Source organism: Rhizobium sp. 'Codium 1', from assembly GCF_020889605.1.
Taxonomy (GTDB): Bacteria; Pseudomonadota; Alphaproteobacteria; order Rhizobiales; family Rhizobiaceae; genus Allorhizobium; species Allorhizobium algae.
Genome location: NZ_JAJGPW010000010.1, coordinates 65,372 through 89,892 on the forward strand (window position 1 = coordinate 65,372; position 24,521 = coordinate 89,892).

Genomic DNA, 24,521 nt, shown 5'->3' on the forward strand with positions numbered 1-24,521 from the left:
CACGAAGGGCTCAGCCCGCCTCGTTCGGCGGCCAGTTCTGCGTCTTGATCTTGCTGGTCCATTCGAGGAAATCGGCGAGATCGTTGATCTCGTCGTCGGTCAGGTTGAATTGCGGCATCTGTCGGCGACCTTCGACGCCGGAGGGCTGTGCGGCCATCCAGGAGCGAAGCGTCTCGCGGGCACCCTCATGGTCGTCCTGGCCGCCCCATCGGGTCCAGACATTGCCCAGTTCAGGCGCGAAATAGGCCCCCTCCCCCAGAAGCGTATGGCAGTTGATGCAGGAGTTCTTCTCCCAGACATGCTTGCCGCGGGCGACGCTGTCGGTCAGCGTCGTCTCGTCGGTCGAGGTCGTCCGGATGTAGTAGTGACTGTGGGCCGTGAGCCCCACGAAGATCGCAAAAAAGAAGATGGAGCCGCCGTAGAAAACGTTGCGCGCTCCGGTCTTGGTCAGGCGCTCTGCCATGCCTTTGTCCTTCCGTCTGCCGGGCGAATGACACCCGGCGCTGGTTTCCCCGCCTTGAAGGCTCCGGCGATCCCCTCGCCGGGTCTGCGGGATGCTTGTTCATAGTGAGTGGTGGGAGTTGTTCTTTGCGCTTCGGCAAGCAACGCAGCGAATCTTCAACCAATCAGGGCGACGGCCAGCGAGCGGGCGAGTGCGGCGGTCAGAAGGATGCACAACCAGCCGATGAGCGCGACCCGCATGGGATGCTGACCGCTCCTCAGCTCGAGGAAGTCGAGAACCACAAGCCGTCCCTTGGCAAAGGCAATCAGAAGAACTGCGGCGATCGGTATGATGGTAGCACCAGCGAGCGCCGCAACCACCGCGCCGCCGATCGCGAAGGTGATCAGCATGGCAAGTACGCCAACCAACTCCTCATGTTGTCTGCGGGTCATGACAGGCCTCACGCGAGATAGAGGATGGGGAAGATGACCAGCCAGACGAGGTCGATCACGTGCCAGAGCGTGGCGATCAGGATCAGGTTTTCCCGTGCCGGGCGCCAGGCAACCAGAAGAAGGGCAATTGCGCCAAAGAAGACATGCAGGAGATGGAAGCCGGTGATGATGAAGTAGAGTTCGAAGAAGGTATCGAGTGTCGCATCACCGGCGAAGCGGACCTCACCCCAATATTCGAAGAGCTTGATCGCCACGAAGCAGAAGCCAAGCATGGCTGCAATGGTCAACGGCCGTTTTACCGCCTCAAGATCAAGCCGATTTCGCATCGCCACTGCGACAAAGTACCCGCTCACGAGAAGGATGAGGGTATTGGCTCCGGCGATGCCGGGCCTCAAGTGCAGACGGGCGAGTTCGAAAGCTTCCGCCTCGAAGGTCGAAGCGACGAGAAAGCCGAGGATCAGGATGCCGAAAGCGATCAACTCGCTCCACACCAGGATCCAGAGCAGCAGATGGTCGTCCTTTGCCTCATCCTGGAGGCTCGTTCGCATGGCCATGGTCACATCTCCTTCCGGTCGGGATCGGTTTTAGAGAAAAATCCGAAGCGCTCTTTGTGGGAGCGCAAAGAAGACTGACGAAAGGCAAGGCAGACTGCGTTCAGAACAGAAGGAAATGATTGACATGACGGATGCACAGATCGGCCTTGTCGTTGTGACACCGGTCATCGTGGGCTTTGCCCTGATGCTGAAACGCATGGGCGTGCTGCAGGGCGGAGGTACGCTTGCCGCCGTTCTGGCGTCAATGGTCATCGGCGTCATCCTGTTTCTCGGCCAGTAGGGAGAAAACCATGGAAACGACAGGATCCAGCCTAACGGCCGCCGAGGTCAGGGCGCTTGAGGACAAGCACCGCGATCTTCTCATCCTCTGCCTGAGGCTGGAGGAACTGGCCATGGACTTTGACGCGGGTGAGATCCCGCGCGGCATCCAGAAGGTTGCAAAGCACATCGAACCGCTGGTCGCAGCGGCACACACTCTGGAAGAGCAAAGGTTTTACCCCGACCTCGAGCTGCATGCCGGCTCCTGCTTCGGCTCTCTTCTTCTCGATCAGGTCAAGTCCGAACATCGCGTCGACCGTCGCGCCGCCCGTGAACTGTCGCTCACTTTGGCCGCAGTCGCCCGCAAACGATGCAGACTGAGCCTGGAAACGGTAGCTCATATGGTTCGCGGCTTTCAGGAGGCGGTCCGGCGCCACATAACAGTGGAGCAGATATTGCTGCAGCAGCTCCTCAGCGTTGAGCCAGAGATGCAGACACTCCCATCATGACCGAGGTCATTCTCGCCCTTGCAGCTTTCCTTTTGCTGCATTCGGTTCCTGCCATACCAGGCATTCGGGGGAGGCTGACCGCAGCGCTTGGATTGCCTGTCTATCTTCTGGCCTATTCGGCAACGTCCGGGGCCCTCCTGATCTGGGTTCTGCATGCCGCCTGGAGCGCCGAATACGTCGAGATCTGGCAGCCGGATCCGCGGAGCGTCCTCGTCAATCTGGTGTTGTCGCCACTCGGACTCTTCCTTGTCACCGCTGGTCTCATCAGCACCAATCCGGCATCGGTCAGCGTTTTTCCAGGCGCTACACCCGGCGCGATAACGACCATGACACGTCATCCTGTCCTATGGGGTTTCCTCCTCTGGTCTCTTGGCCATGTCTGCGCAAACGGTGACGTCAGGTCACTCCTTGTATTCGGCGGCCTCGGCCTATTCTCGGCTGTCGGAATCCTCGTCGTGGAAAAACGCGCAAAACGCCGGATGGGCGACAAGTGGTCGTCAATCGCGCGATCGACATCGGTATTTCCCTTCATCGCCTTGTTCTCTGGACGCGCCGAGCTGCGTCTGGATCGACCCCTGCTAGCCGCGTTGGCCCTGACGCTCTTGACAACGACCTGGCTGCTCACGGGAGGGCATGCCGCGCTGTTTGGCGTCGACCCCGTCCTCGCGCTCGATCTCTGACAGCGATTGCAGGCACGATCAGGAGGACTTGCATTTCTCCATACAGGTCGCCGGCGCTCGACCTGCAATTCGCCTCGTTCCTTGCTCCATATCAAACAACCGGCGCGCGGCGGACGATAACATGAGCCACTAATTCATCTTTACGGAGAGCATGATGCCGAACCCAGGTGACCGGATCAGCAAGACAAAGAGCACTGAAGCCGACAAGGCCGGCTATGCACCGACCCGTCGCACGCTATGCGCGGGCATAGCCGCGACCCTTGCCTTGCCCTTCCTCAACAAGCGGGCGCGGGCTTCGTCACTGGACCAGCTCGTTCTCTATGGCCCTCCTGCCGGGCCATCGATCACGATGGCCTATGCGGTCGGCAAGGGGCTTCTACGCGATGTCGCCGAGAAGGTGGAGTTCAAGGTGTGGCGCACGCCCGACGAGATGCGGGCCGGCCTCTCATCCGGCTCGATGCAGGCCGTGGTCATGCCGACAACAGCTGCGGCGAACCTGCATACGCGCGGGCTTGGCCTGAAACTGGCCAATGTCATGACCAACGGTCTTCTCTACATCGTGTCGCGCGATGACAGGATCACTGCATTCTCCGATCTCGAAGGACAAAGCGTGACCGTGCCGTTTCCCAATGACACGCCGGAGCTCGTCTTTGACGCAGCACTGGCCCATCATGGAATGAGCGGGAAAGTCAAGGTGGAGCGGGCAGGCACGCCGATCGAAGCCGTGCAGATGCTGCTCGCCGGCCGCATCGATACCGCCCTGCTGCCCGAGCCGGCGGTCTCTGCCGCGATCTTCAAGGCCAAGACCGGTGGTCAGGCCCTTCACCGGGTGATCGACATGCAGCAGGAATGGGGCGCTGTGACCGCAACGGCGCCGGTCATGCCGCAGGCAGGTCTGGCCCTCGCCCACAGCTTCCTGGACGATCATCCGGAACAGGCGAAAGCGCTTCTTCAGGGGCTTGCGCAGGCGGCGGTCGAGGTGAATGCCGACCCGGCAGCGGCTGCAAGCCAGGCCGCATCGGCACTTGAACTGCCCTGGCCGGTGATCGAGGCTTCGATCCCCTATTCGAACCTCGTTGCCATTGCCGCGCGGGAGGCACGTGGATCGATCGAGGCTTTGCTCAAAGCCGTGGCGCAGAGCCACCCGGAAATGGTGGGCGGGCGCATGCCCGACGCCTCCCTCTATCTCTGAGGCCTGAGGATGAAGGGCCTCACAGATCGTGCGGGCAGGATTGGCCGCTTCTTCTGGTCCGGCTGGGCGGGTCTCGCCGGCCTTGCGGTCTTTGCAGCCGTCTGGCAGCTCGGCGCCGAGGCCTATGGCAGCTTCGTTCTGCCCGCGCCCGCCGCGACGATCCAGACCCTGTTGGGACTGGTCGCAGATCCCCACAACCGGCTGCTGGTACTCTCGACAAGTCTCAGGGCGCTCGGTGGCTTCTTAGTGGCGGCCGCGCTTGGGACCATTGCGGGCGTCATTGCCGGATATCATCCGGCAGTGATGCGCCTTGCGCGACCGCAGGTGACATTGGTGATCGGCGTGCCTCCCATCGCCTGGATCGTCCTCCTGATGATCTGGTTCGGCATGGGGGCCGGGACGGTCATCGCGACCGCGGCCATCGCCGCCTTGCCGCTCGTTTTCGTCGGTGCGGCCGAAGGCATTCAAACCCGAGACCGGGCGCTCGAGGACATGGCCCGCATGGCCGGCCTTTCCCCCCTCGCTCGCCTGCTTGAAATATCGCTGCGGCAAATGCTGCACGTCCTGTTTCCGGCTCTGGTTATGGCGCTCGGTACGGCCTTCAAGGCAGCGGTTATGGCCGAGCTTCTGGCCAATGCCGGCGGTATCGGCGGAGCCCTGGCCAATGCCCGCTCGGCACTCGATGTGGAAGCAGCCCTCGCCTGGATCCTCCTCTCGGTCATCGCTCTGATCGGCGTCGAATACGGGATTGTACAGCCCCTGCGGGCGGAAGCCGAGGCGTGGCGGGAAGCTGCCCAACCCTGGGGCGTTCGCCGATGACACTTCTCCAGCTCAATGCCGTCGGCCATGTCTTTCTCGGCCGCGCTGTTCTCGAGAACGCCAGCCTTTGGGTTGAACATGGAGAAATGATAGCCCTGGTCGGACCATCCGGCTGTGGCAAGAGCACCCTTGCCCAGATTGCCGCCGGGTTGATTATTCCACGCCATGGCCAAGTGACGCGAGGATATGACCGCAGCGCTTTCGTCTTTCAGGAGCCGCGCCTCCTCCCCTGGGCGACGGTCGAGGCCAATGTGGCGCTCGGCCTTTCCGGTCATGCGCTTTCGCGCGCCCAGCAGTCGGCGAGGATTGCGGATGCCTGTCGTCGCGTTTCGCTGGAAGAGAGCGACTGGCACAAGTTTCCATCACAGTTGTCAGGTGGCATGCGTCAGCGCACGGCGCTCGCCCGCGCACTCGTCGGCGATCCGGATTTCCTCTATTTCGACGAGCCCTTCACCGCGCTCGACGCTGCCTTGCGACGACGAATGCAGGACCTCGTCGTCACCACGGTTCTAAACAGCGGCAAGGGCGGGCTCTTCATCACCCATGACATACACGAAGCGCTGCGGATCTGCCACCGGATCGCGGTTCTAGATCGATACGGGCATGGAATTCTCGACTGCGTCGCCGTTCCCGAAATGCCCGAAACCCGCAGCGACGAGATGGTCTTCGAGATGGCTCGTCGGCTCGTTTGCGATCATCCGCTGTTTGCCGTGGTGGACGAGCATGACGAGCGGAGGCTGGCATGAGTGTGCTTCCAGCCATTCGGATGCTCCCCTCCCCCGATCTTGCCAGGGCCATGTCTGCCGACGGCCTCAGACTGATGTTTCCTCTCGCCGCCCTGCATGCAGCACTCTGGCCGTTTCTCTGGGTGGTGGTCTGGTCTCTCGATCTGCCGTTCGCGACCTCGTCCCTGCCGGGCCATTGGCATGCCCAGGAAATGCTTGTCGGCTCCTTCGGAGGTGCTCTCCTAGGCTTCCTGACCTCTGCTTTGCCGGAATGGACGGACACGCAGCGCCTGAGCGGCCGCCCCTTGTTCCTGCTTGCGGCTCTCTGGGCCGGCGCCCGTGTACTCGGCTTCCTCGCCGTCGAGAAGGGCTGGCTCCTCGGCCTCCTGTTCGATGAGGCCTGGATGCTGTTCCTGCTTGCCTATGTGCTGCGACTGGCGTGGATCAGAAAAACCACCGACCTCCTGGGGTTCACCCTCTTTGTGATCGCATATGCCACAGCTGCAGCATCGCTGCGGATTGCGATGGCCCTGGAGAGCTATGAGCTTGCGGAAAGCTCCATCAGGATACTCGGGCTTTCGCTTCTCGGCCTGCTCGGTCTCGCCCTTGCCCGCATCACCGTGCCGGTGACCAATCTGATCCTCGACCCGACGGAAAAGACCTCGCCCTATCGACCCCATCCGGGCCGGGTCCATCTCGCGGCGGGGTTGACCATGCTGGTGATCGTGGCAGAGGCAGCCACGCTCTCGGACGCCGTGCGCGGCTATCTGATATTGGCTGCCGGTGCAGCCTTTCTCGATCGGGTCGCCGAGGGGTTTGTGGGGCGCGAAGGCTTTTCGCTGGAACTCGGCGGCTTGTGGATGTCGAGTGCGCTCGCCGGCACCGGCCTTGTCACCTGCGGGCTCTCTCTTGCTGGCTTGCCATTGCCCTGGCTGGGTGGGCTGCATCTGGCGCTGATGGGTGGGCTGAGTCTCGGCGTCCTGCAGGTTCTGTCGATTGCGGGCCTGCTCCATACCGGTCAACCGCTGCGCTTCTCCCGGATAACCAGGCTGTCGATCCTGCTCCTCGTCCTGTCGGTGCTTGTGCGGATCCTGCCTGAATTCACCCCGTCCCTTGCCCTGCCCTTTGGCCCGCACGGCCTCGCCTCGACGCTTTTCTCGCTCTCCTTCTTCCTCTGGGCCAAGGCCTATATTCCTCTGCTCTGGTCGCCGGAAACGGTGGATCAGGAAAGGTGCTGACATGACTAAAATTCCCGGCCCCGCCATCCCGCAGCATCTTTTGTCTGGAGGCTTCCGCCTGTTCTTCCCGGGCAGTGCGCTTGTCGCCGCCCTGTCGATTGCTATCTGGGTCCCCTGGTTCCTCGGCTTCATGCATGTCCCGACCCTCTTGCCCCCAGTTGCCTGGCACCAGCATGAGCTTCTCTTCGGCTTCGTCCCGGCCGTGATTGCCGGCTTTCTTCTGACCGCCGTGCCGAACTGGACCGGCAGGCCGGGATTGAAGGGACTGCCCCTGTTGGCGCTGTTTCTTCTCTGGATCGCAGGGCGCCTGGCAATCGGTTTCTCGGAATGGACGGGCCTGCTTGGTGCAACGCTCGTCACGCTCGCCTTTCTGCCGGTGCTCGCCATCTTCGTTCTGAAGGAACTGGTCGCGGCATCGAACCGCCGGAACTACAAGATCGTCGCGGTGCTCGTCGTTCTCAGCGCAGCCCAGATCCTCTTCCATCGCGAAATCGAGCGCTACGGGCGGATCGAGATGTCCGACCGGATGGCCCTGTCGGCAATCCTCATCCTGGTATCCCTTGTCACAGGACGCATCATTCCAGCCTTCACCGGCAACTGGCTGAAGGCGAACAATCCGGGACGGCTGCCTCAGAATTTCGCCCCTTTCGATCTTGCCGTCATGATCCTTGCTGGCCTGTCGCTTGCAATGTGGGTCGCTGTTGCCGCCGGTTCGGAAGACCTCCGCGCACCCACTGGGCTGCTGATGATCCTCGCCGGAATCGCGCACCTCACGAGACAGGCCAGATGGTGTCCCGAGCGCACGCTGCGCGAGCCCTTGGTAACGATCCTCCATGTCGGTTATCTGTTCATCCCCTTGGGTTTCCTGCTCACAGGCCTTTCCATGCTCCTGCAAGTTTCAGGCTTTGCCTCAGCCGGCATCCATGCCTGGACGACCGGTGGCATCGGGGTCGTCACGCTGGCGGTGATGACGCGTGCAACCCGAGGGCATACGGGCCAGGCGCTGACGTCACCCCGCACCACGACCTGGCTGATCTATGCGCCGATTATTCTCGCGGCAGCGCTCAGGATACTGGTCGCGCTATTGCCTCAACACACCATGCTCTTGCTGCCCATTGCAGCATTCGCCTGGATCGTCGCCTTCCTGGGCTACGTGGTCTTCTACATGCCGCTGATCTTGCGGAAGGGATAGCAGGAGGGCGCGGGCGCGCCCTCACCCCCTCCACTCGGGGATCAAGGGTGTATCCGACAAACCGAGGAGGTCCACTGCGCGCGCCGCGATGTGGGCGACCAGATCCTCCACGGTCGCCGGATTGCGGTAAAAGGAGGGGACCGGCGGCATCACCACGCCCCCCATCTCGGTCACCGCCACCATGTTGCGCAGGTGTCCGAGATGAAGTGGTGTCTCCCGGGCGAGCAGAACCAGCCTGCGCCGTTCCTTGAGTTGCACATCGGCGGCGCGGGTGAGGAGATTGTCGGTGATCCCGGCCGCGATCGCCGCAAGAGAACGCATCGAACAGGGCGCGACAATCATCCCGGCCGTGCGAAAGGATCCGCTGGCGATGGACGCGCCGATATCGGTATCGGCATGGAAGTGATCGGCGAGGCCGATGAGGCGCCCCAGCGCCTCGTTGCCTGCCTCGTGGGCGATCGTCCGGCGCGCTGCATTGGTGACTACGAGATGCAGTTCTACGTCCTCCATCGCGGCCAGAATCCGGCCGACTTGAAGTCCGATCGCAGCACCGGATGCACCTGAAATGCCGAGGATGACACGCCTGCTCATGGGTGGCCTGCCGCCGTCTGACCTGGACCAAGTCCGAGCTCGCCCCACATGGCATCGACGCGCGCCGAGATTTCCGGCGTCATCTGAAGAATTCTGCCCCATTCCCGGTCGGTTTCGGGTGGAAGCTTGTTTGTGGCATCGAGCCCGAGCTTTCCGCCGAGCCCTGGTTTGGGAGAGGCAAAATCGAGATAGTCGATGGGTGTGTCGCTGACCACCACCATGTCGCGAGAGGCATCGAACCGGGTGGAAACAGCCCACATGACATCGCTCCAGTTTCTGACGTCAACGTCGGGATCGACCACGATGATCAGCTTTGTGTAGCTGAACTGTGGCAGCATCGACCAAAGCCCGAGCATGATCCGCCGCGCCTGCCCCGGATAACGCTTGTGGATCGAGACGACGATCGCCCGGTAGGAACAGGCTTCAGGCGGCAGCCAGAGATCGACGATCTCCGGAAACTGACGCTTCACGAGTGGAAGGAACAAGGCATTCATCGCCTCCCCGAGCACCGAGGGTTCGTCCGGGGGACGGCCCGTAAAGGTCGAGAGGTAAACCGGATTCTGGCGCATCGTCATCGCGCTCAGGGTCATGATGGGAAACGTGTCGACGGAGTTATAGTAACCCGTGTGATCGCCGTATGGCCCCTCGGGCGCGGTCTCATCCAGGGAGACCGTCCCTTCGAGCACGATTTCCGCGCTGGCTGGAACATCGAGCGGCTGGGTGAGCGCCCGAACGACACGGCTGCGCTTTCCACCCAAGACGCCGGCGAATGAAAGCTCGCTCATGGTCTCCGGCAAGGGCATGACGGCTGCGAGGATCGTTTGCGGATCAGCACCGATGACCACCGCGATCGGCATATCCTGGCCCACCGCCTGCCACTGTCGGAAATGCTTGGCAGCGCCGCGATGGGCAAGCCAGCGCGTGATCAGACGCTTTCGATCCAGCGCTTGCAGCCGGTAGACGCCGACGTTGACATCCTTTGGATCATGAGGTGAAGCGGTGACGACCAGCCCCCAGGTGATCAGCGGCGCAGGTTCGCCGGGCCAGCACCACTGGATTGGCAGCCGACCAAGATCGACGGCTTCGCCTTCGAACACGACATCCTGGCATCTGGCGTGTGACACCCGGCGGCACCCCAGGGCCATGGCCGACCGAAGCACAGGCAGCTTCTTCAGGGCATCCCGAAGCGAAGCCGGCGGTCTTGGCTCGCGCAATTCGGCCAGCAATTCCGCGAGATCGCCGATCTTGCCACCGCCAATGCCGTAGCCAAGTTCGATGCGCTCGCGCGTGCCGAACAGATTGGCGAGAAGGGGAACATCCGACGTCGAGCCGTCCGGCCGGACGGGACGTTCGAAGAGCAAGGCAGGGCCACCCTCTGCCAGGACCCGTTTGTGGATTTCGGTGATCTCATGGACGAGGCTGACTGGCTGCGAAACACGGACGAGCCGCCCCCGTTTTTCCAATTCACTCATGAAAGCTTGAAGGCCGTCGTAGCGACGAGGCGGTGCGTTCTGTGTCATGCCGACCGCTATGGACCGCGAATTCGGCTGCGTCTTTGCGCTGGAGCAATCTGGATCGCCGGGCGCTCCCCTAGGCTTGCGCCGGTTCAAACATCCGAATTGGCGCAATGCAGATTTCATCCATTCTGGCTCTCCCGCTGAAGGCCGTTCCGCTCGTGCCACTCGTGCCGATTGAACTCGTGGCGGGCCGCCTCTTCAAGCTCCTGCTCTCGGCCCATGGCGACATGTTCGAGCGTCTTGGCACATACAAGAGCAGCCGCTTTTCCTTTGTCCCGACGGACCTCCCCCTCGTTTTCCTGATCGAACCGGATCTTCAGCGCCTCAAGGTGGTGCGCAAGGGCGATGCCTTCACGGCGGACGCCGGCGTGGAGGCCCCTCTGGTCATGCTTTTGGCGCTCCTCGAGGGTCGCTGCGATGCCGATGCCCTGTTCTTTTCCCGCGACCTGAAGGTAATCGGGGACATGGAGGCCATGCTCGCCATGAGAAACGCGCTCGACGACTGCGATATCGACCTGCCGCGTGATCTCGCCCGGATCGGGGGACCGGCGGCGCCCATCGTTCACAGGCTGGCCGAGAAAATCCGCAGCCAGTCGCTGAAGGAGACGCCGTCATGGAACTGATCTGCCCGGCCGGAACACCAGCCGCCTTTCGGGAAGCCGTCGATGCGGGCGCCGACGCAGTCTATTGTGGTTTCCGCGATGAGACCAATGCCCGCAATTTCCCCGGCCTCAATTTCAGCCGGGACGAATTGCGCGATGCGATTGCCTATGCCCGCAAGAAGGGCTGCATGACCTTCGTTGCCCTCAATACGTTCATGCGGGCCGGTGACGAAGAGATCTGGTATCGCGCAGCAGCCGACGCGGCGAAGCTCGGTGCCGATGCGCTGATCCTGGCCGATTTCGGCCTCATGGCGCATGTCAGAGATCACTATCCCGAGCAGCGCCTGCATGTCTCGGTCCAGGCGTCTGCTTCCAATCCCGAAGCGATCAACTTTCTCGTCGAGGCCTTCGACGCAAAACGGGTCGTCTTGCCGAGGACGCTGACGATCGCCGACATCGCCCGTATCGGGCGCAAGGTCAAATGCGAGATTGAAGTCTTCGTCTTCGGCGGGCTCTGCGTCATGGCCGAGGGACGCTGCTCGCTCTCCTCCTACGCCACCGGCAAATCGCCCAACATGAATGGCGTCTGCTCGCCGGCCAGCCATGTGCGATACCGGCAGGAGGGATCGGACATGGTATCGGAACTCGGCGACTACACGATCAACCGGTTCAGCCAAGGCGAGGCCGCCGGCTATCCGACACTGTGCAAGGGGCGCTTCGACATTGGCGATGCGCGTGGCTACGCCTTCGAGGACCCTGTGTCACTCGACGTCATGGGCGAAATCGAAGCCTTGAAGAATGCCGGCGTATCCGCCTTGAAAATCGAGGGGCGCCAGCGCGGCAAGGCCTATGTCGCCGAGGTCGTCTCGACGCTGCGCCAGGCGCTCGCAACCGATCCCACAGGGCGCGGCCCCTTGCTGGCCCGTCTCAGAGCCCTGAGCGAAGGACAGAAGACCACGGTCGGCGCCTATGAGAAGCGCTGGAGATGAGCATGAGCAAACTGACATTGGGACCCGTCTACTATCTCTGGGATGGCCCGAAATGGCGCGATTTCTATTTCCAGATCGCGGACGAAGCACCGGTGGATCGCGTGATTCTCGGCGAGACCGTGTGCTCCAAACGGCAGCATTTCACTGAGCCGCATCTGGCAGATGTGGTGGAACGCCTGGAACGGGCGGGGAAAACCGTCGCCTTCTCGTCGCTGGCACTCGTCACGCTGGAGCGCGAAAGCCGTAGCCTGAAAGAGCTGATCGAGACAGCCGACCACCCCATCGAGGTCAACGATCTCTCCGCCGTCGGCCTGATCAACGGTCGTCGGCACCTCGTCGGCCCCTTGGTCAATGTCTATAACGGCCCCACAGCGCGCCTCCTGGCACAACGCGGGGCGGAACGCATCTGTCTTCCGCCCGAACTTCCCTTCAGTTCGATTGCCAGGATCGCCGCCGATGCGCCTGATGTGGCTCTCGAAGTCATGGTGTTCGGCCGCATGCCGCTCGCCATATCGGCCCGCTGCGCCCATGCCCGCTCCAAGGGCAGGATCAAGGACAATTGCCAGTTCGTCTGCGGCGAAGAGCCGGATGGCCTGCCAATCAACACCCTCGACCGCCAGTCATTCCTTGTGCTCAATGGCGTGCAGACCATGTCGCATACGTGCCAACTCCTGCTCAGCGAACTGCACGAGTTGCAGGAGGCCGGGGTCAACGCCTTCCGTCTCTCGCCGCAGGATTGCGACATGGCGCGTATTGCCTCCATTTTCCAGAAGACCTTGTCCGGCGGCATGGAGCCCGAGGAGGCCGCCGCGTTGATCGGGCATTCCTATCCCACAGCTAGGTTTTCAAACGGCTTTCATCACGCGCGAGAGGGAGCGGCCTGGGTGTCGCGGGCCAGAAACACTCCCCAAGCCCTCTGACATCGCGCAACGCGCTGGCGGCATGTTGTTTGCGACAGCGCAACGACCCGATCGGCCATCCCGACCATGTTCTCCCCAAACTGAAAACGCATTGAAGCGCAGGTGAATTCGATGGAACTCAACGCAAGCCAGACGGTCGGAAAGATCGCCACATCCCTCCCCGGTGCAGCCGCACTGTTCCGCCGACACGGCATCAGCTTCTGCTGTGGTGGTTCTGACAGCATCGCGGCTGCGGCCGAAGCTGCAGGACTTTCACCGGAAGCCCTGGTTGCTGAATTGCTCGGCCTCGTCAACGCCGCCTCGACGGAAGCACCGGACGGAACGGTCGATCTGATCAATCACATCAGGACACGCTACCACGACACCCACCGGGCGGAACTCATCTCGCTGATCCCGCTCGCAGCCAAGGTTGAGCGCGTGCATGGCAATCATCCCGATGCACCGATCGGACTGGCGGATCTCCTCGAGCGCATCCAGGGAGAACTCGACGACCACATGCATCGCGAGGAGATTTTTCTCTTCCCGCTCATGGAACGCAGCGACCATCAGGTGCTGACGAGACCCATCGAACAGATGCGCCAAGAACATGACGTTAAGGCACAGCATCTGGCGGCACTCGAGCACGTGACCGGCGGATTTCATCTGCCAGAAGGCGCCTGCAATTCTTGGCGCGCGCTCTACACAGGCACGAAGAAATTCGCGGACGACCTCGTCCAGCACATGCACCTGGAAAATGAAGTCCTGTTTCCACGCTTTACTGGCGGGACCCTCTAAAACAAATCTATTGAGGATGAGGGATCATGCTGAGGAGCCAGACGCCGAACCAAAGTATAGACCGCGACAGGTTTGTTCCTGCGGTCGTCTTTAGATCGCGGCGTGAGCGAGTCTGTGACACCGTCTGCGACATGCATGAATGCGTGATCAGTGGCTGCGCCGGACCCGAGACGGCCGCCTATCTCATGGACCGGCTGCTGTTACTTGATCCTCGATACACAGGCGAAAGGCGATGATCGGCCCCTCCATGCCATCCGCTCAATTGCGCCTGGAGTTTGCGCGTAAATGTGCAGTGACGAATGACCGGGTTTGAGATTGGTAAGAGGCGCGAACAAGGTGCCGCTTTATGCGCCTTATGGAACAGAAGCTGCCAGTCCGCTCCCGGCCCATTCCAGCCGCCAACCGCGAAATAGTTCATGTTCTCCTGTTGGCGCTTTCCGAACAGGGCGAGCGGACCGGCAGGTTCCGGGCAAACGCCAGAATATGCCACAGGCCAATATGAGGGCGCCAAACTGCTTTCCCGCCCGTCATTGCCTCACCCCTCATTGAGGATTTCGAGCACCACATCCCCATCAAGCACCTGCTGTTCGAACAGCACCGCCGTCAACCGATCAAGCTTATCCCGGCTTCCGGTGAGCAGATCCAGCGCCTTTGCCAACGCCTTCTCCAAGCGCGCATGCACCCGAGCGGCCAGATCCGAATGCGCATCGAGGACTGGCGTCGGATCCTTGTCGTCACGGTAGAGCAGCGGCTGCACCGCCCCAAAGCCGAGACTGCGCTCAAGGGCCAGGGCAAGCCCGGTCGCACGCGCGAGATCACTGTCGTCTGATCCGGCCGAACCAACTGAGACCGAACAGAAGACAATTTGCTCTGCCGCCCGCCCGGCCAGCAGCATCGCCAGCAGGTCCTCGCGATAGCTCAGCGTATCACTGCCGGACCTCTGGAAAGCTAGAAGACTGTACCCGCCATCGGGCATATCGATTGTGATCCCCTGGATCGGACCAAGCTTCAGGGCATGATGGACGATCGCATGGCCCGCCTCGTGGACCGCGAAGCGCCAGCGTAGATCATGCGGAAGCTCTGGTCTGTTCATGCGGATGCCGTCTTCCAGATCCTTATATCGGATAGACCGCTTCTGCCGGCGGGCGACCTGCCGGGCCTCGCGTACAATGCGCTCGACATCAGCACCCGTAAGCCCCATGGCACGGGTCCCCAGACGCTTCAGGACCGATTGAACGTCGCTATCGATTGAACCCGTATTAGTCATGGGTTGATCCGTCATTGGCTCCCTCCATTCAGCGCTGCTTGTTGACTTAGGCTGTCCTCCGCATCCGGGGACGGCTTGGCGATCTCAGGTTCCTCCTTGGTTGGCACCTGCCCCTCGGCGACCAGAACGTTCAGATCTTCGCCAAGATGATGCCGGAAGATTTCGACCAGCGTGGCGGTATCAGGCCTAGGGATCTCGATGTGGGTTTCCAGTCGCCCGGAACGTTTCAAGGCCTCGTCGATCTGCTCCGGTCGGTTGGTGGCGCCGACGACGATGAGGCCTTCGCCCTTCACCGCTCCATCCAGCAGTTCGAGCGCCTTGTTGACCACGCCATTCCAATAGTCGGAGTAGTCCCTTTCCGCCGGCTGGCGTTTTCCAATGCCGTCAATCTCGTCGATGAAGAGGATCGCGGGAGCCACGGCACGCGCCTCTGCAAACGTCCGGGTCATACGATTGAGCACGTCGCTCAGATGGGCACCCTGCAACCAGGTCGATACCGAACTAACGACGAGAGGCACCTGGAGGCTGTTGCAGAGCGCCCGCGCAAATGTCGTCTTGCCGGTCCCGGGCGGTCCGGAGAGCAGCAGCTTGGTGCTCATGTCAGACCAAGGCAAGATCGAGGCGCGGTAGTCATCGAGATCCGCCTTCAGATCGAGCGCCCAGGTCTTCGCCTTGCCGTATCCAGGGAGCGTCTCGACCGCGAGGCTCGGTGGGCTGCCGTCTTCGCTCCAAGGCTCCGGCTGGATCACCTCGGCACCAGACGGCTTGTCGCGTCGCCATCCTCCGCTACTACCGTCTTGCCCCGAGGCGGACGTGTCGTGGTTCGCCTTGCCTGGCTTTTGCTTCGACGCCTTGGACCCACTTGAAGAGCCGTCGCCCTCATCGTCATGACTTTCCCCATCGCGCGCGGCGATGCGATTGCGCTCAGTGAGCGACGCAAGAATTGCAACGACTTCAGCAGCGCTGCGCCCCGGTCTGAACGCGAGCACGACGTCATCGATGGTGAGGTAGTGTACATCGTAGGCATTGGTCCACCGATCGAGCGGCAACCTGCCGCCCGGTCCGTAGACAGCTTCGAGCATAAGGGCGAGGAAGGGGTAATCGAGCCTCCCGCCGACCAGATTGATATCCGCGGCGATACTGATGTCGTCCGGAACACCTTTCGCATCTTCGCAGATAGCAACAACGGGATAATCACGCCGCAGCGCGTTGAGGAGGCGACGCTGCAAATTGCCTCCGGCCACGCGACGCAGGAGATGTCCAAGCAGTAGAACGTAGGTTCTCCCTGGGCCTTCATCGCCGGCGATGGTCACGTCGTCATAAACATACTCACCATCGAGACCTTTAAGATCGCCACCGGGTACAAAGCCCGGGACTTCGATCAGCCGTCGGATTGCGGGTTCGAAGCCGATGATTGGCGCATGCAGTGCGATCACCGGAGCCGGCATCGCCGCCGCGCGTGTCACGGCAGCCAGGGTCACACGGGCTCTCTCAATCGTCCGGGCAAGGACGATCGCCGCGATGATGTTGCTGACGAGGGGTCCTTTGCCCGCTTGGCCAATGAGGCTGAGGGCATAGGCGCGGTTTGCATGATCAGCGTCGGACAGACGCTCACTTTTGGAACCGGACTTCCGCCGAGATACCGACCGCAGACCCGCGGGCACGGAGGTACCTTCGAACAATCCAGCCGTTGGCTGCAGACAGTCGCCAAAGTGCCGCCGCACCCAGGCGAGATCCTTCTCGCGATCGCCGGTGAGGTATGAGGTGTCAAACACGGGCATGTAGCGCCGGACCACGTGACCGCCGATCTCGATGGCCTTGACGTCGAGCAAACCGTTGCGCAGCGCATTGCGCCTCGCTTCGCGCCGGGCAAGCTGTTCAAGGCGGTGAACAAACAAACGGGCGATCTTACTCATCAGTTTTGCCCTCCTCAGTTTCGGCAATAATTGCCAAGTCGGACTCGGCTGGTGTCAGCGCCCGCAACGCGCGTTTCCTGAGGGTGCCCGGTTCCTGCCTGGGACGCTCGTGAACCCGGCGACGCTGGCCCTGCATTTCAGCGTTGCGGCTGCGCTTGGCGAGCCAATCCATAACCACTTCGCAGGCTGGATCGCCCCGCTCGATATGGATTAGCAGGTGGGCCATCACGCGAGGCGGCACGGTGCCAGCCAGTCCGTCTTGGGTTCGAACGTGGCCAAGTGCGAGGCCGATCGCGACGGCAGGATCATCGGCGGACAATTGATTGACGGGAGTGCTCCGGGTGCGGAGCAAGGCGTCGTGGGAGCGGTGGCAATCGAGAGTCGTCGGTCGTGTATTCGGGGTGACCGCTTCGCAACGCATGCGCGGCAGCCCCTCCGGCTGGGTTTCGGAAGACATGGGAACTCCTTGGCCGAACCGCATCGGGGTCCAGCGCAATCAGGGAATGGGAATGGTGTGGCAAGTCACAGGCGCGAAGCCGTCGAGGCCAACGCCCACAACCCGACGGTAAGCGTCTGGCTGCAGCGTTCAGATCATCGAGTGGATCGGGTCAGAGCGCCCCAGGGCGTCTGGCATAGCCGATGCGGAAGAAGACCGGGCGCGGCTCGTCGTCATCTATGGTATCGACCCGCTCGAAGCGCTCTTCGTCCCATGGGCCGCGAAGCGGATCCTCGTCAAACGACTGGGCCGCCATCTCTTCCTCGAACGTTCGGCTCGGTCCGTTGAGATTGATCCGTGGTGGCTTGGGCGTGATCAGCGCGGCTTCAGTGTCGCCTACGACTTCGACGATCCGCTCATCCACCCCAATAGCCTTGCGCGCTTCGACCTCAAGAAGCTGCTGCACCCGGGCACCGAAGCGACGGCGCAGTTCGGCCATGCACGCAGCGGCACCATCGATTTCCAGGAGGTCATCGATTTCGGAGAGAGCCCAGATGCCGGTAGCGTGATCGCTTGGTCGGCTGGCCCCATCGACGATTGCGACTTCGACTGTATCCACCATCAATCGCTTTTGCGTCTTGTAAAGCCAGTCGGGCAAGACCATCGCCGCGGCCATCATCTTGGTCTTCAACTCCTCGAGCCGGCTTGTGTCGCCATAGGACGCGAGCGATCGCTTGAGGTCGAGGATGTATGCCGTGTGTCGCGCGCGGTTCACCACAATCAAGTCCGGCGTGTAGCTGCCCTTTGCCGGGGACTCGCAATCGAGCTTGATGCCGTCGAGGCTCGACCAGTTATTGCCGGACACTGCTTCAAGCGCGGCCTTGACCAGCGGCAGTTTGAGGGACTGCATCAGCACCAGCACGTTCGGGTTCGCTCTCGCCACCCGTTCGAACGCGTATTCAAGAAGCTTGCCTTCCCGGAACGACACCGCACGCACCAGCGAGGCGATGTGAACGTAGTGCCCCAAGATCTTGTCTTCAGCCGGTTCGCCGTCCATGATGGCGGTGATGGCGCGATCGATGAGCACATCGAGATCGGCTTCAACATCCTCAAAGCGGACGAGGTGTGGATGCCGACGCAGCGCGGCGGGCTCGCGGATCGGCGCGGCAATGGCGTTTCGGCCGAAGCCGAACGGGCGCGGGCGGGAGCCTGACATGGCCGATGCGCTGGCGTTGACGAGTGAGTTGAGAACTTCCCCATAGGGAACAGAAGCGGTATTCGTGCTCATAGCCCGATTCCTTCTAACCAAGGTTGACGGTCAGGCCCTTGTCGATGTGTCCAGCATCGGCTTGGGCCGCTTGTTCCGGCCATCCGGAACTTCCCCAACCTGGCAGGACCGGGGATCGGGCTCAAGGACCTTGGCAGTCAAAAAGAGAACGAAGCCGGTACAAGGTTAACGGCGGGCTCACGAACTCCGCAGGACGCCCCTGCCCGTCGCCGAATGCCGGCGGCCAAGTTCGCTTCCTGCCTCTCAGGCAACCAAACAAAAAAAGGGCCGACAAGCGGCCCCAGGGAAGGTTTGGGAGAAGGCAATGTTGCCGCCTTCCCGATCTAAACGCCGGTCACATCGACATCACAGGCGAGGCCACCTCGTCGAGGTTTTCGTCTTCAACCTCGGCCTCGCCCTCAAATTCGATCTCGACTTCAACCATCTCGGACGTGTCGATCGACGGAACCGCTTCGAGCAACTGGCGGCCTGCGACATCGTCATTGCCGTCGACAGCGTCCTTAACGTCGGGGCCGGTCAGCTTTGCTTTCCGATCCTTCGAGATCGCCCAGGACAGGACGGGCACGGCTTCGCCCTCGAGCCACTTGCGCAGGTCGACCATCTTCGGCCACCGCTCTTTGTCGGACAGTCGCGTCAGCACGGCCTCGACCCGCGCCCATTGGCTGCCATTGGGGAACATCACAAGGCTCTGGTGCTCGCTCCTCGCCTCAGACGAACCGACGAAGTGCGTCAGATTGCGAAGCTCGTTTCGAGCGGTACCTGCCGACAGCATAAGCGCTTCCTGCAGCTTCTCTTTATAGAGCCGCTTGGCTTTCAAAGCTGCATCCATGACCCCGACGATTGTCTGAAGCCGGGCAAGGAAGATCTTCTGCCCTTCGCGGGATTTGAGAGCAATCAGCGCCTGAAGTCCGCTCACGCCGCCGATGTCATAAGGATTGACGCGGGGTTTCTCCTGGCCATCAGACAGGATGGCCCTGGCATCCGAGACCCGGACCTGACCGTGCTCCTCGGCAAGCTTCAGCACCTGGCGGATTTTGTCCGGCTCCGCATGAGCGATCGTGAACAAGACGGTCGAGCTCACGTTGAGATCGATCATCTCGTCGCGGAACGCCTCAAGGTTCCGCGAGACGGCAATGAAGCCGGTCGCCGTGCGCGCAGCGATCCCGCAACGGCTATGCACCCATTTCGCGAACGTCGGGCCCTCCAGTACGTCAGCGACTTCATTGAGAATGTCGCCGATCAGGAAGGTCTGCTCCGTCGAGCGGCGACCGAGCTCGAAGATGCGCTCGGCCTTGTTCTCGAGAAGGCCCTGAAGCGCTGGATCGATCTTCAGCTTTTCATATGTGAGGGAGGGGGTGGCGGGGGCCTTGGGCTTGGTCTTGGTGGTCATCTGACACTCCGGTTACTAGCTACAATCATCCGACACGCAAAGGCATCGGATGAAGCTATTATCGTCACGATTATCAATCGATGCAAATCGCACCTAGAATCACACCAAGCAAAAACCATGTAATTCCACCACAAACCAATTTACAAACCGCAATAAATACTTATTAATAAATTTGGCATTAAATATACTAATCGATTGATCAAACAATCTTAATTACAACTCCGACTTTATTACATCCGTCAACAAGCAGACCAACGTGCATTTTCGCGGCCAGGCATGCCCCATGCTCGCTCGACGGCCACCTCCCATTGGGACGCAAAAAGCACTTTTTCCACGCAGAGGCTGTTCGAAGTATTTTGCAATCACCGAAGGTTTAGCCGCCAAGGGCTACGGAGACGGCTAAAATGGCTCACTTGAGCCTCACAAGGCATCACGCGTTTTCTCAAAGTGCCCATGCATCGAGACAAATTGCGCTCATCTGATTCCGAACTTTGGACATCCGATTCAGAACACCGGAACGGCGTTTCCACAAACGCCGTTTGCATTGATCCGGGCGTTACGGCGCGCCTTGCCTCGCCGACCGGTTCAATCGGACTTGGCAAGGTGATCGATCTGTGGACACGAACAGCATTGGCCACCGGTCGCTCTCGTCATTCATCACCGCTTAAACTCTCGCCGATAGCCGTGGCGACTGATGTAGTCGTTTCGCGCAGGGTTCAGGAGTTCCGATGAGTAAAACAAGCCATGTTGCAGCCGACCGGGCCGAGACCCTGGAATCCGCGCTCAGAACCATCGAGGCGATTGACCAAACCGCTCCGCTGGCGCTCATCGACATCGGGATTGCGCTTTCGGAAGTCTTTGACGAGATACCAACATCAAAGGTGCTGTCGTCCATCGCAGAACGAACCGGTATCGAGGGGGCCGTTATAGAGCGGGCTTTGTACGCCGGTTCAGTGCTTGGTCCCCACCGCACGAGCCTTGAGCGCATGGGCGTATCTGCCGACGTGGTCGCCGCTCTCGCAGTGGGTGAAGAGCAGGACGTCGACCGCGGGGTTCAAGCGCTCCAAACCTACCCCGGGATTTCTCTGGTCAACCTGCAGATCCTGATGGACCCCTCCAGTGAACAAAGTGTCTATCAAGCGCCTCATCATGCCCTGCTACGGTTCGATATGGCGAGCATGGAGGAGCTGGCAGCGATGAAGACACGCAGCGGGTTTCGCATCTTCCGAGAGATGGTCAGCCGCATCATTCAGTTGATCAACCGCCTCGAAGAGGTGGGCTTTAACCACGAAGAATCCGAGGCCATCCGGAGCCAATTGCGTATCGGCGGCGAACACCTGGAGACGATGATCGGCAACCTGATCCTGCTGCCGCATCCGCTCGCCTCAAGCCCAAGCCACATCTTTCCAGCATGGCCGCCTCAAGCGTCTCCGTGGAACGAGCTTCTTGATGGTCTAGGGGAGCTCTATGATATCAGTGAGAGCTCTAAGCCTGACGTTGTCAAAGTGCGCGCGATGATGCAGCAGCTTCTGGGGTCGCCGCAGCAGCCTTGATCCTGCCGGTGGCGCAAGAGCGCTCGAGCTGTCTCAAAGTGCAGGCAAATCATCCTGCCGCCATCTCACATCGAGACAAATTGCGCAGCAGCGATTCCGAACTCTGGACATCCGATTCAGGATAGTAGAATGGCGTTTCCACAAACGCCGTTTGCAGGAATTAAGTCATCTCGACCTGCCGCACAGTGCCCACAACTTGTCTCAAGTTGCGCATTCCTGATTCAGAGTTGAGGATTTCCGATTCATCAACCGGGATTTTCGATTCAGCCGCGAACGCGGTTGCTGCGCTCATGCCGGTCTGGCATGCAGGCCACCTGTTGGTTTGAGGGGACGGGATGACACGCAAATCGGAGGAGATCCGCAATCGCGAACAGCGAGAGCGTCAGCAGCGACTGCGCGATGCCGACAGGAAGGCAAGGCGCCCCAATCGCGACGATGTCGCCCGCACGGCTCTCTTCATGATCATTTCTGCGATGGCGGAACGTCGGGCGGAGGCCGAACTCGATGAGCTGCAGGATCGCGTGGTTGCTCTTCTGGTTCGCCAAGGCTTCGATGAGCGAGCATCGGATGCCGTATTCGATGAGCTTGCCGCCAAATACCGCACGGGCGAGTGGCCTTTTCGTCGGAAGGTTCACCTGGACGAGGCAGACGGTGCCGAACTTGAGGATTGATTAGGTTTCTCGCCTGCCCTTATTCGGTACCTCTTGGATGCGCTATCGCGCATCGTCTTTCACAAACCCCGTTTGCAAGATCTGACACATTCCCCCCGTTACTTCATAAAACGGCGTTTGATTCTGAATCGGATTTCTGGAGGGTTTCGGCCTATCCCGGGCGACCGTCGTATTGTTGCGCGCACGCAACACTGCCCTATCTAAGTCAACGGTTGCCAAGCCGTTAACAACTATGAGCTGCCGGTAAAGTGCTCAAACTTCTCAGGCAAAGGCGCTGTCCCATTTTGAGAATCGACCGGATTTTGCTCAAGCTGCATCCATCTAGCCAACAATTACAGGTACTTGCGTGATCGCAACTCCTGTGTTCTCTGGCTGGTAGCAGTGTTCAACCCAGGCCAGTCCAAGGAACGGAAAGGAGGCGCCCATGTTCGATTACGGCCATGTCACTGGCGCCGTTATGCCGCCGTCAGGAGACCCAGAGTGCCAGACCACGCCCGAGTTCGGGGTCTGCACCGGCCGCATGCCCGAGAAGGCTCTTGGCGCAGATTACCGTCGAATACGACGGCGAAGATCTGTGCACGAAAGGAGCCACTATGCTGCATGCACCCCAATCACCGAGCGGGACGTTCAGGTTCATCTATTCCGAGGATGACAACCGGCGGATCGAGGACTACCACCGGCAAAACGAGGCGGCGGTAGACCGTTTGCTTGAGTTGATCGAGCAAACACCCGGCGTTGTGCGGGACGGTTACCACGTGTTCCGGAAGGCGATCTGGGTGACCGTGACCGATCAAGGTTTCACGGCATCGCCCAAGCCGCCACGGCGCAAGGAGCTTGGCGGCCCAGGAACGTATGTTCAGTTCGAGATCTGCGAGCGCCGTATCGGTGAGCGCTCGGTAGAGGCCTTGACCCTTGCCCACACCGTCGGATGCATGCGCATTGGCGACCTGTTGTCGATGAACAAGCGCCTGGCCGAGATCGATCGTGAAGCGGCCCGTGTGCTGTTGCTGGAATTCGTATCCGCTGTCCAGCGTCAGGTCTACTCGACGGCGCACCACCTGACGAAGCCGGCCCCCCAACCGTAAGCACACGCGAAGCGCCAGGTCATGACGACCTGGCTCTGGCCGGGGCTCCCAAGTCGTCCCGGCCAGGCTAAGCATGTCTCTCACGCGCAATCTGTTTATGTATGAGCACCAAATGACCAAGAAGGTTTTGTTCTACGCCCGCTACTCCACGGACCGCCAGAATGAGGTCTCGATCGAGACCCAGACGGAACTCGGCAAAAAGTTTGTCGCCGACAGGGACTGGAAGCTGGTCGCGACTTACTTCGACTCCGCAATCAGCGGAACCTCGTTCACCTCCCGCCCCGGCATCCAGCAGCTCCTCGCGCATGTGAAGCGCGAACACATTGATGTGGTACTCTGCGTCAACGTCGACCGCCTGTCGCGCGATGTGGAGCACACGTCGAAGATCCTGAAGGATCTGAACTATCACGACTGCGCCATCTGGACTGTCGAGGCCGGCCGGGCGGTCACAGATATGGAACTGCACATGCGCTCCACGATGAGCCATGAACTCGTCGAGCAGGGCCGGACACGCACCCGAGAGGGCATGAAGACGGCCGTTCGCAAGGGAAAGGCAACCACATGCCTTTCCTACGGCTATAAGCTTTCTCAGCAGCGCGATGCCAATGGCGATCGCCTCAAGGGGTTGAGGGAGATCGATCCGGTCAAGGCCGAGATCGAGCGTGGGATCTTCAAGGACTATGTCGATGGCGTCTCACCGGCCGCCATTGCACAGAAGCTGAACGACCTGGGGATCCCGGGTGCACGCACCAAATACTGGCGCGACACCACCATCCGGGGCAGCGTCACTGACGGGACCGGCATCCTCAACAACTCCCTCTATGTGGGGAAAGTCGTCTGGAACAAACAGAAGTTCCGCAAGGACCCGACGACAGAGCGGCGAACCTCTCGTGCCAACGACAGAGACGAATGGGAGTTCAGGGACGAGCCAAAGCTTCGCATTATTTCGGATGAGATGTGGGAACGGGCAAAGCAACGCCAGGCCGAAAGCCGGGAAGAGTTTGACCGGCACTCGACAAACCGTCTCAACGCGACGCACCGTCCGGAATATCTCCTAAGCCGAATGCTCCAATGTGCCGAGTGCGGCGGACCTTACGCGATCAGCGGAAAGGATCGCTATAGCTGTACCAACCGCAAGAAGCGCCTGCCAATCGATGAGCTTGACGGGGAATGCTGCGCCAATAGTAAAACGATCACCCGCCATGAACTCGAAGAGCGAGTCTTGAACTGCCTTCCGGTCGCGTTTTACTCGATCGAGATCTTCGACCGGATTTCGAAGAAGATGATCGCCCACGAGGTAAGCAAACTGAAGAGTGCGCCCTCCCGCAAGGCGCAGTTGGAGGCTGAACTCGCGAAGATTAAGGCGACGCAGACGAGCCTGATGCAGCAGATCCAGGACCGGCATGCCGAAGGCCGGCCGCGGCTTGCCATTCTCGACGACCAGCTCGACGAACTTGAGCT

General features: G+C 60.9%; 26 protein-coding genes. 16 read left to right on the forward strand and 10 right to left on the reverse strand.

Going from position 1 to position 24,521, the window contains the following annotated elements:
• Window positions 1-10: 10 nt before the first annotated feature.
• The 3 genes from LJE98_RS19555 to LJE98_RS19565 all read right to left on the reverse strand — a co-directional run bounded on the left by LJE98_RS19555 (window position 11) and on the right by LJE98_RS19565 (window position 1,448).
• The gene (locus LJE98_RS19555; RefSeq protein ID WP_229576939.1) at window positions 11-463 is read right to left on the reverse strand and encodes a c-type cytochrome; all 453 of its coding nucleotides are present in this window, start codon (window positions 461-463) and stop codon (window positions 11-13) included.
• Between the two features lie 155 nt (window positions 464-618).
• Window positions 619-894, reverse strand: a complete 276-nt coding sequence (locus LJE98_RS19560) for a cytochrome C oxidase subunit IV family protein (protein WP_229576940.1) — start codon at window positions 892-894, stop codon at window positions 619-621.
• 8 nt (window positions 895-902) lie between these two features.
• Window positions 903-1,448 carry a cytochrome c oxidase subunit 3 gene (locus LJE98_RS19565; protein WP_229576941.1) on the reverse strand — a complete coding sequence of 182 codons (546 nt, stop codon included), beginning with the start codon at window positions 1,446-1,448 and terminating at the stop codon, window positions 903-905.
• A 124-nt stretch (window positions 1,449-1,572) separates the two neighbouring features.
• Here LJE98_RS19565 and LJE98_RS19570 point away from each other — a divergent pair, with 124 nt between their 5' ends.
• From LJE98_RS19570 to LJE98_RS19605, 8 genes are all read left to right on the forward strand, one after another.
• A complete protein-coding gene (locus LJE98_RS19570) occupies window positions 1,573-1,728 on the forward strand; it encodes a hypothetical protein (RefSeq protein WP_229576942.1) in 156 nt (51 codons plus the stop codon).
• Window positions 1,729-1,738: 10 nt separating this feature from the next.
• Window positions 1,739-2,215, forward strand: a complete 477-nt coding sequence (locus LJE98_RS19575) for a hemerythrin domain-containing protein (RefSeq protein WP_229576943.1) — start codon at window positions 1,739-1,741, stop codon at window positions 2,213-2,215.
• A complete protein-coding gene (locus tag LJE98_RS19580; RefSeq protein ID WP_229576944.1) occupies window positions 2,212-2,895 on the forward strand; it encodes an NnrU family protein in 684 nt (227 codons plus the stop codon). Before LJE98_RS19575 ends, LJE98_RS19580 begins: the two co-directional genes overlap by 4 nt.
• 151 nt (window positions 2,896-3,046) lie before the next feature.
• Window positions 3,047-4,087, forward strand: a complete 1,041-nt coding sequence (locus LJE98_RS19585) for an ABC transporter substrate-binding protein (protein WP_229576945.1) — start codon at window positions 3,047-3,049, stop codon at window positions 4,085-4,087.
• A gap of 9 nt (window positions 4,088-4,096) precedes the next feature.
• A complete protein-coding gene (locus LJE98_RS19590; protein WP_229576946.1) occupies window positions 4,097-4,906 on the forward strand; it encodes an ABC transporter permease in 810 nt (269 codons plus the stop codon).
• The gene (locus LJE98_RS19595; protein WP_229576947.1) at window positions 4,903-5,652 is read left to right on the forward strand and encodes an ABC transporter ATP-binding protein; all 750 of its coding nucleotides are present in this window, start codon (window positions 4,903-4,905) and stop codon (window positions 5,650-5,652) included. Before LJE98_RS19590 ends, LJE98_RS19595 begins: the two co-directional genes overlap by 4 nt.
• Complete coding sequence (locus LJE98_RS19600; RefSeq protein ID WP_229576948.1) at window positions 5,649-6,869, forward strand: NnrS family protein; 1,221 nt, start codon at window positions 5,649-5,651, stop codon at window positions 6,867-6,869. The genes LJE98_RS19595 and LJE98_RS19600 overlap by 4 nt, the downstream gene beginning before the upstream one ends.
• 1 nt (window position 6,870) lies before the next feature.
• Entirely contained in the window at window positions 6,871-8,061 is a 1,191-nt protein-coding gene (locus LJE98_RS19605; protein WP_229576949.1) for an NnrS family protein, read from the forward strand.
• A gap of 21 nt (window positions 8,062-8,082) precedes the next feature.
• On the opposite strand, the gene LJE98_RS19610 is transcribed toward LJE98_RS19605, so the two are convergent.
• Together LJE98_RS19610 and LJE98_RS19615 are read right to left on the reverse strand one after the other, a co-directional pair.
• Window positions 8,083-8,652 carry a UbiX family flavin prenyltransferase gene (locus LJE98_RS19610; RefSeq protein ID WP_229576950.1) on the reverse strand — a complete coding sequence of 190 codons (570 nt, stop codon included), beginning with the start codon at window positions 8,650-8,652 and terminating at the stop codon, window positions 8,083-8,085.
• Window positions 8,649-10,124, reverse strand: coding sequence for a UbiD family decarboxylase (locus LJE98_RS19615; protein ID WP_324255870.1), 1,476 nt, complete (start codon window positions 10,122-10,124; stop codon window positions 8,649-8,651). The genes LJE98_RS19610 and LJE98_RS19615 overlap by 4 nt, the downstream gene beginning before the upstream one ends.
• Before the next feature lie 155 nt (window positions 10,125-10,279).
• Here LJE98_RS19615 and ubiT point away from each other — a divergent pair, with 155 nt between their 5' ends.
• From ubiT to ric, 4 genes are all read left to right on the forward strand, one after another.
• Complete coding sequence (gene ubiT, locus LJE98_RS19620) at window positions 10,280-10,792, forward strand: ubiquinone anaerobic biosynthesis accessory factor UbiT (protein WP_229576952.1); 513 nt, start codon at window positions 10,280-10,282, stop codon at window positions 10,790-10,792.
• Window positions 10,783-11,760, forward strand: coding sequence for a ubiquinone anaerobic biosynthesis protein UbiU (ubiU, locus tag LJE98_RS19625; RefSeq protein WP_229576953.1), 978 nt, complete (start codon window positions 10,783-10,785; stop codon window positions 11,758-11,760). The genes ubiT and ubiU overlap by 10 nt, the downstream gene beginning before the upstream one ends.
• Window positions 11,757-12,680 carry a ubiquinone anaerobic biosynthesis protein UbiV gene (ubiV, locus tag LJE98_RS19630; RefSeq protein WP_229576954.1) on the forward strand — a complete coding sequence of 308 codons (924 nt, stop codon included), beginning with the start codon at window positions 11,757-11,759 and terminating at the stop codon, window positions 12,678-12,680. Before ubiU ends, ubiV begins: the two co-directional genes overlap by 4 nt.
• Before the next feature lie 111 nt (window positions 12,681-12,791).
• Window positions 12,792-13,454 carry an iron-sulfur cluster repair di-iron protein gene (gene ric, locus LJE98_RS19635; RefSeq protein WP_229576955.1) on the forward strand — a complete coding sequence of 221 codons (663 nt, stop codon included), beginning with the start codon at window positions 12,792-12,794 and terminating at the stop codon, window positions 13,452-13,454.
• A 535-nt stretch (window positions 13,455-13,989) separates the two neighbouring features.
• On the opposite strand, the gene LJE98_RS19640 is transcribed toward ric, so the two are convergent.
• The 5 genes from LJE98_RS19640 to LJE98_RS19660 all read right to left on the reverse strand — a co-directional run bounded on the left by LJE98_RS19640 (window position 13,990) and on the right by LJE98_RS19660 (window position 19,751).
• Window positions 13,990-14,736 (reverse strand): ATP-dependent Zn protease, encoded by a 747-nt coding sequence (locus LJE98_RS19640; RefSeq protein ID WP_229576956.1) that lies wholly within the window; start codon window positions 14,734-14,736, stop codon window positions 13,990-13,992.
• The gene (locus LJE98_RS19645) at window positions 14,733-16,637 is read right to left on the reverse strand and encodes an AAA family ATPase (protein ID WP_229576957.1); all 1,905 of its coding nucleotides are present in this window, start codon (window positions 16,635-16,637) and stop codon (window positions 14,733-14,735) included. Before LJE98_RS19645 ends, LJE98_RS19640 begins: the two co-directional genes overlap by 4 nt.
• Window positions 16,630-17,094: a hypothetical protein gene (locus tag LJE98_RS19650; RefSeq protein ID WP_229576958.1), complete on the reverse strand. Its 465-nt coding sequence runs from the start codon at window positions 17,092-17,094 to the stop codon at window positions 16,630-16,632. Before LJE98_RS19650 ends, LJE98_RS19645 begins: the two co-directional genes overlap by 8 nt.
• A 151-nt stretch (window positions 17,095-17,245) precedes the next feature.
• Window positions 17,246-18,361 (reverse strand): hypothetical protein, encoded by a 1,116-nt coding sequence (locus LJE98_RS19655; protein WP_229576959.1) that lies wholly within the window; start codon window positions 18,359-18,361, stop codon window positions 17,246-17,248.
• Between the two features lie 334 nt (window positions 18,362-18,695).
• Window positions 18,696-19,751: a hypothetical protein gene (locus LJE98_RS19660; protein ID WP_229576960.1), complete on the reverse strand. Its 1,056-nt coding sequence runs from the start codon at window positions 19,749-19,751 to the stop codon at window positions 18,696-18,698.
• A gap of 728 nt (window positions 19,752-20,479) precedes the next feature.
• Between LJE98_RS19660 and LJE98_RS19665 the strand changes: the two genes are divergently transcribed.
• The 4 genes from LJE98_RS19665 to LJE98_RS19680 form a co-directional block, all read left to right on the forward strand.
• Window positions 20,480-21,304, forward strand: coding sequence for a hypothetical protein (locus LJE98_RS19665; protein WP_229576961.1), 825 nt, complete (start codon window positions 20,480-20,482; stop codon window positions 21,302-21,304).
• A 335-nt stretch (window positions 21,305-21,639) separates the two neighbouring features.
• Window positions 21,640-21,975: a hypothetical protein gene (locus tag LJE98_RS19670; RefSeq protein WP_229576962.1), complete on the forward strand. Its 336-nt coding sequence runs from the start codon at window positions 21,640-21,642 to the stop codon at window positions 21,973-21,975.
• Between the two features lie 536 nt (window positions 21,976-22,511).
• Window positions 22,512-23,060 carry a hypothetical protein gene (locus LJE98_RS19675; RefSeq protein WP_229576963.1) on the forward strand — a complete coding sequence of 183 codons (549 nt, stop codon included), beginning with the start codon at window positions 22,512-22,514 and terminating at the stop codon, window positions 23,058-23,060.
• Between the two features lie 112 nt (window positions 23,061-23,172).
• Window positions 23,173-24,521 (forward strand): recombinase family protein (locus LJE98_RS19680; protein ID WP_229576964.1); only part of this gene is annotated, 1,349 nt, incomplete at its 3' end.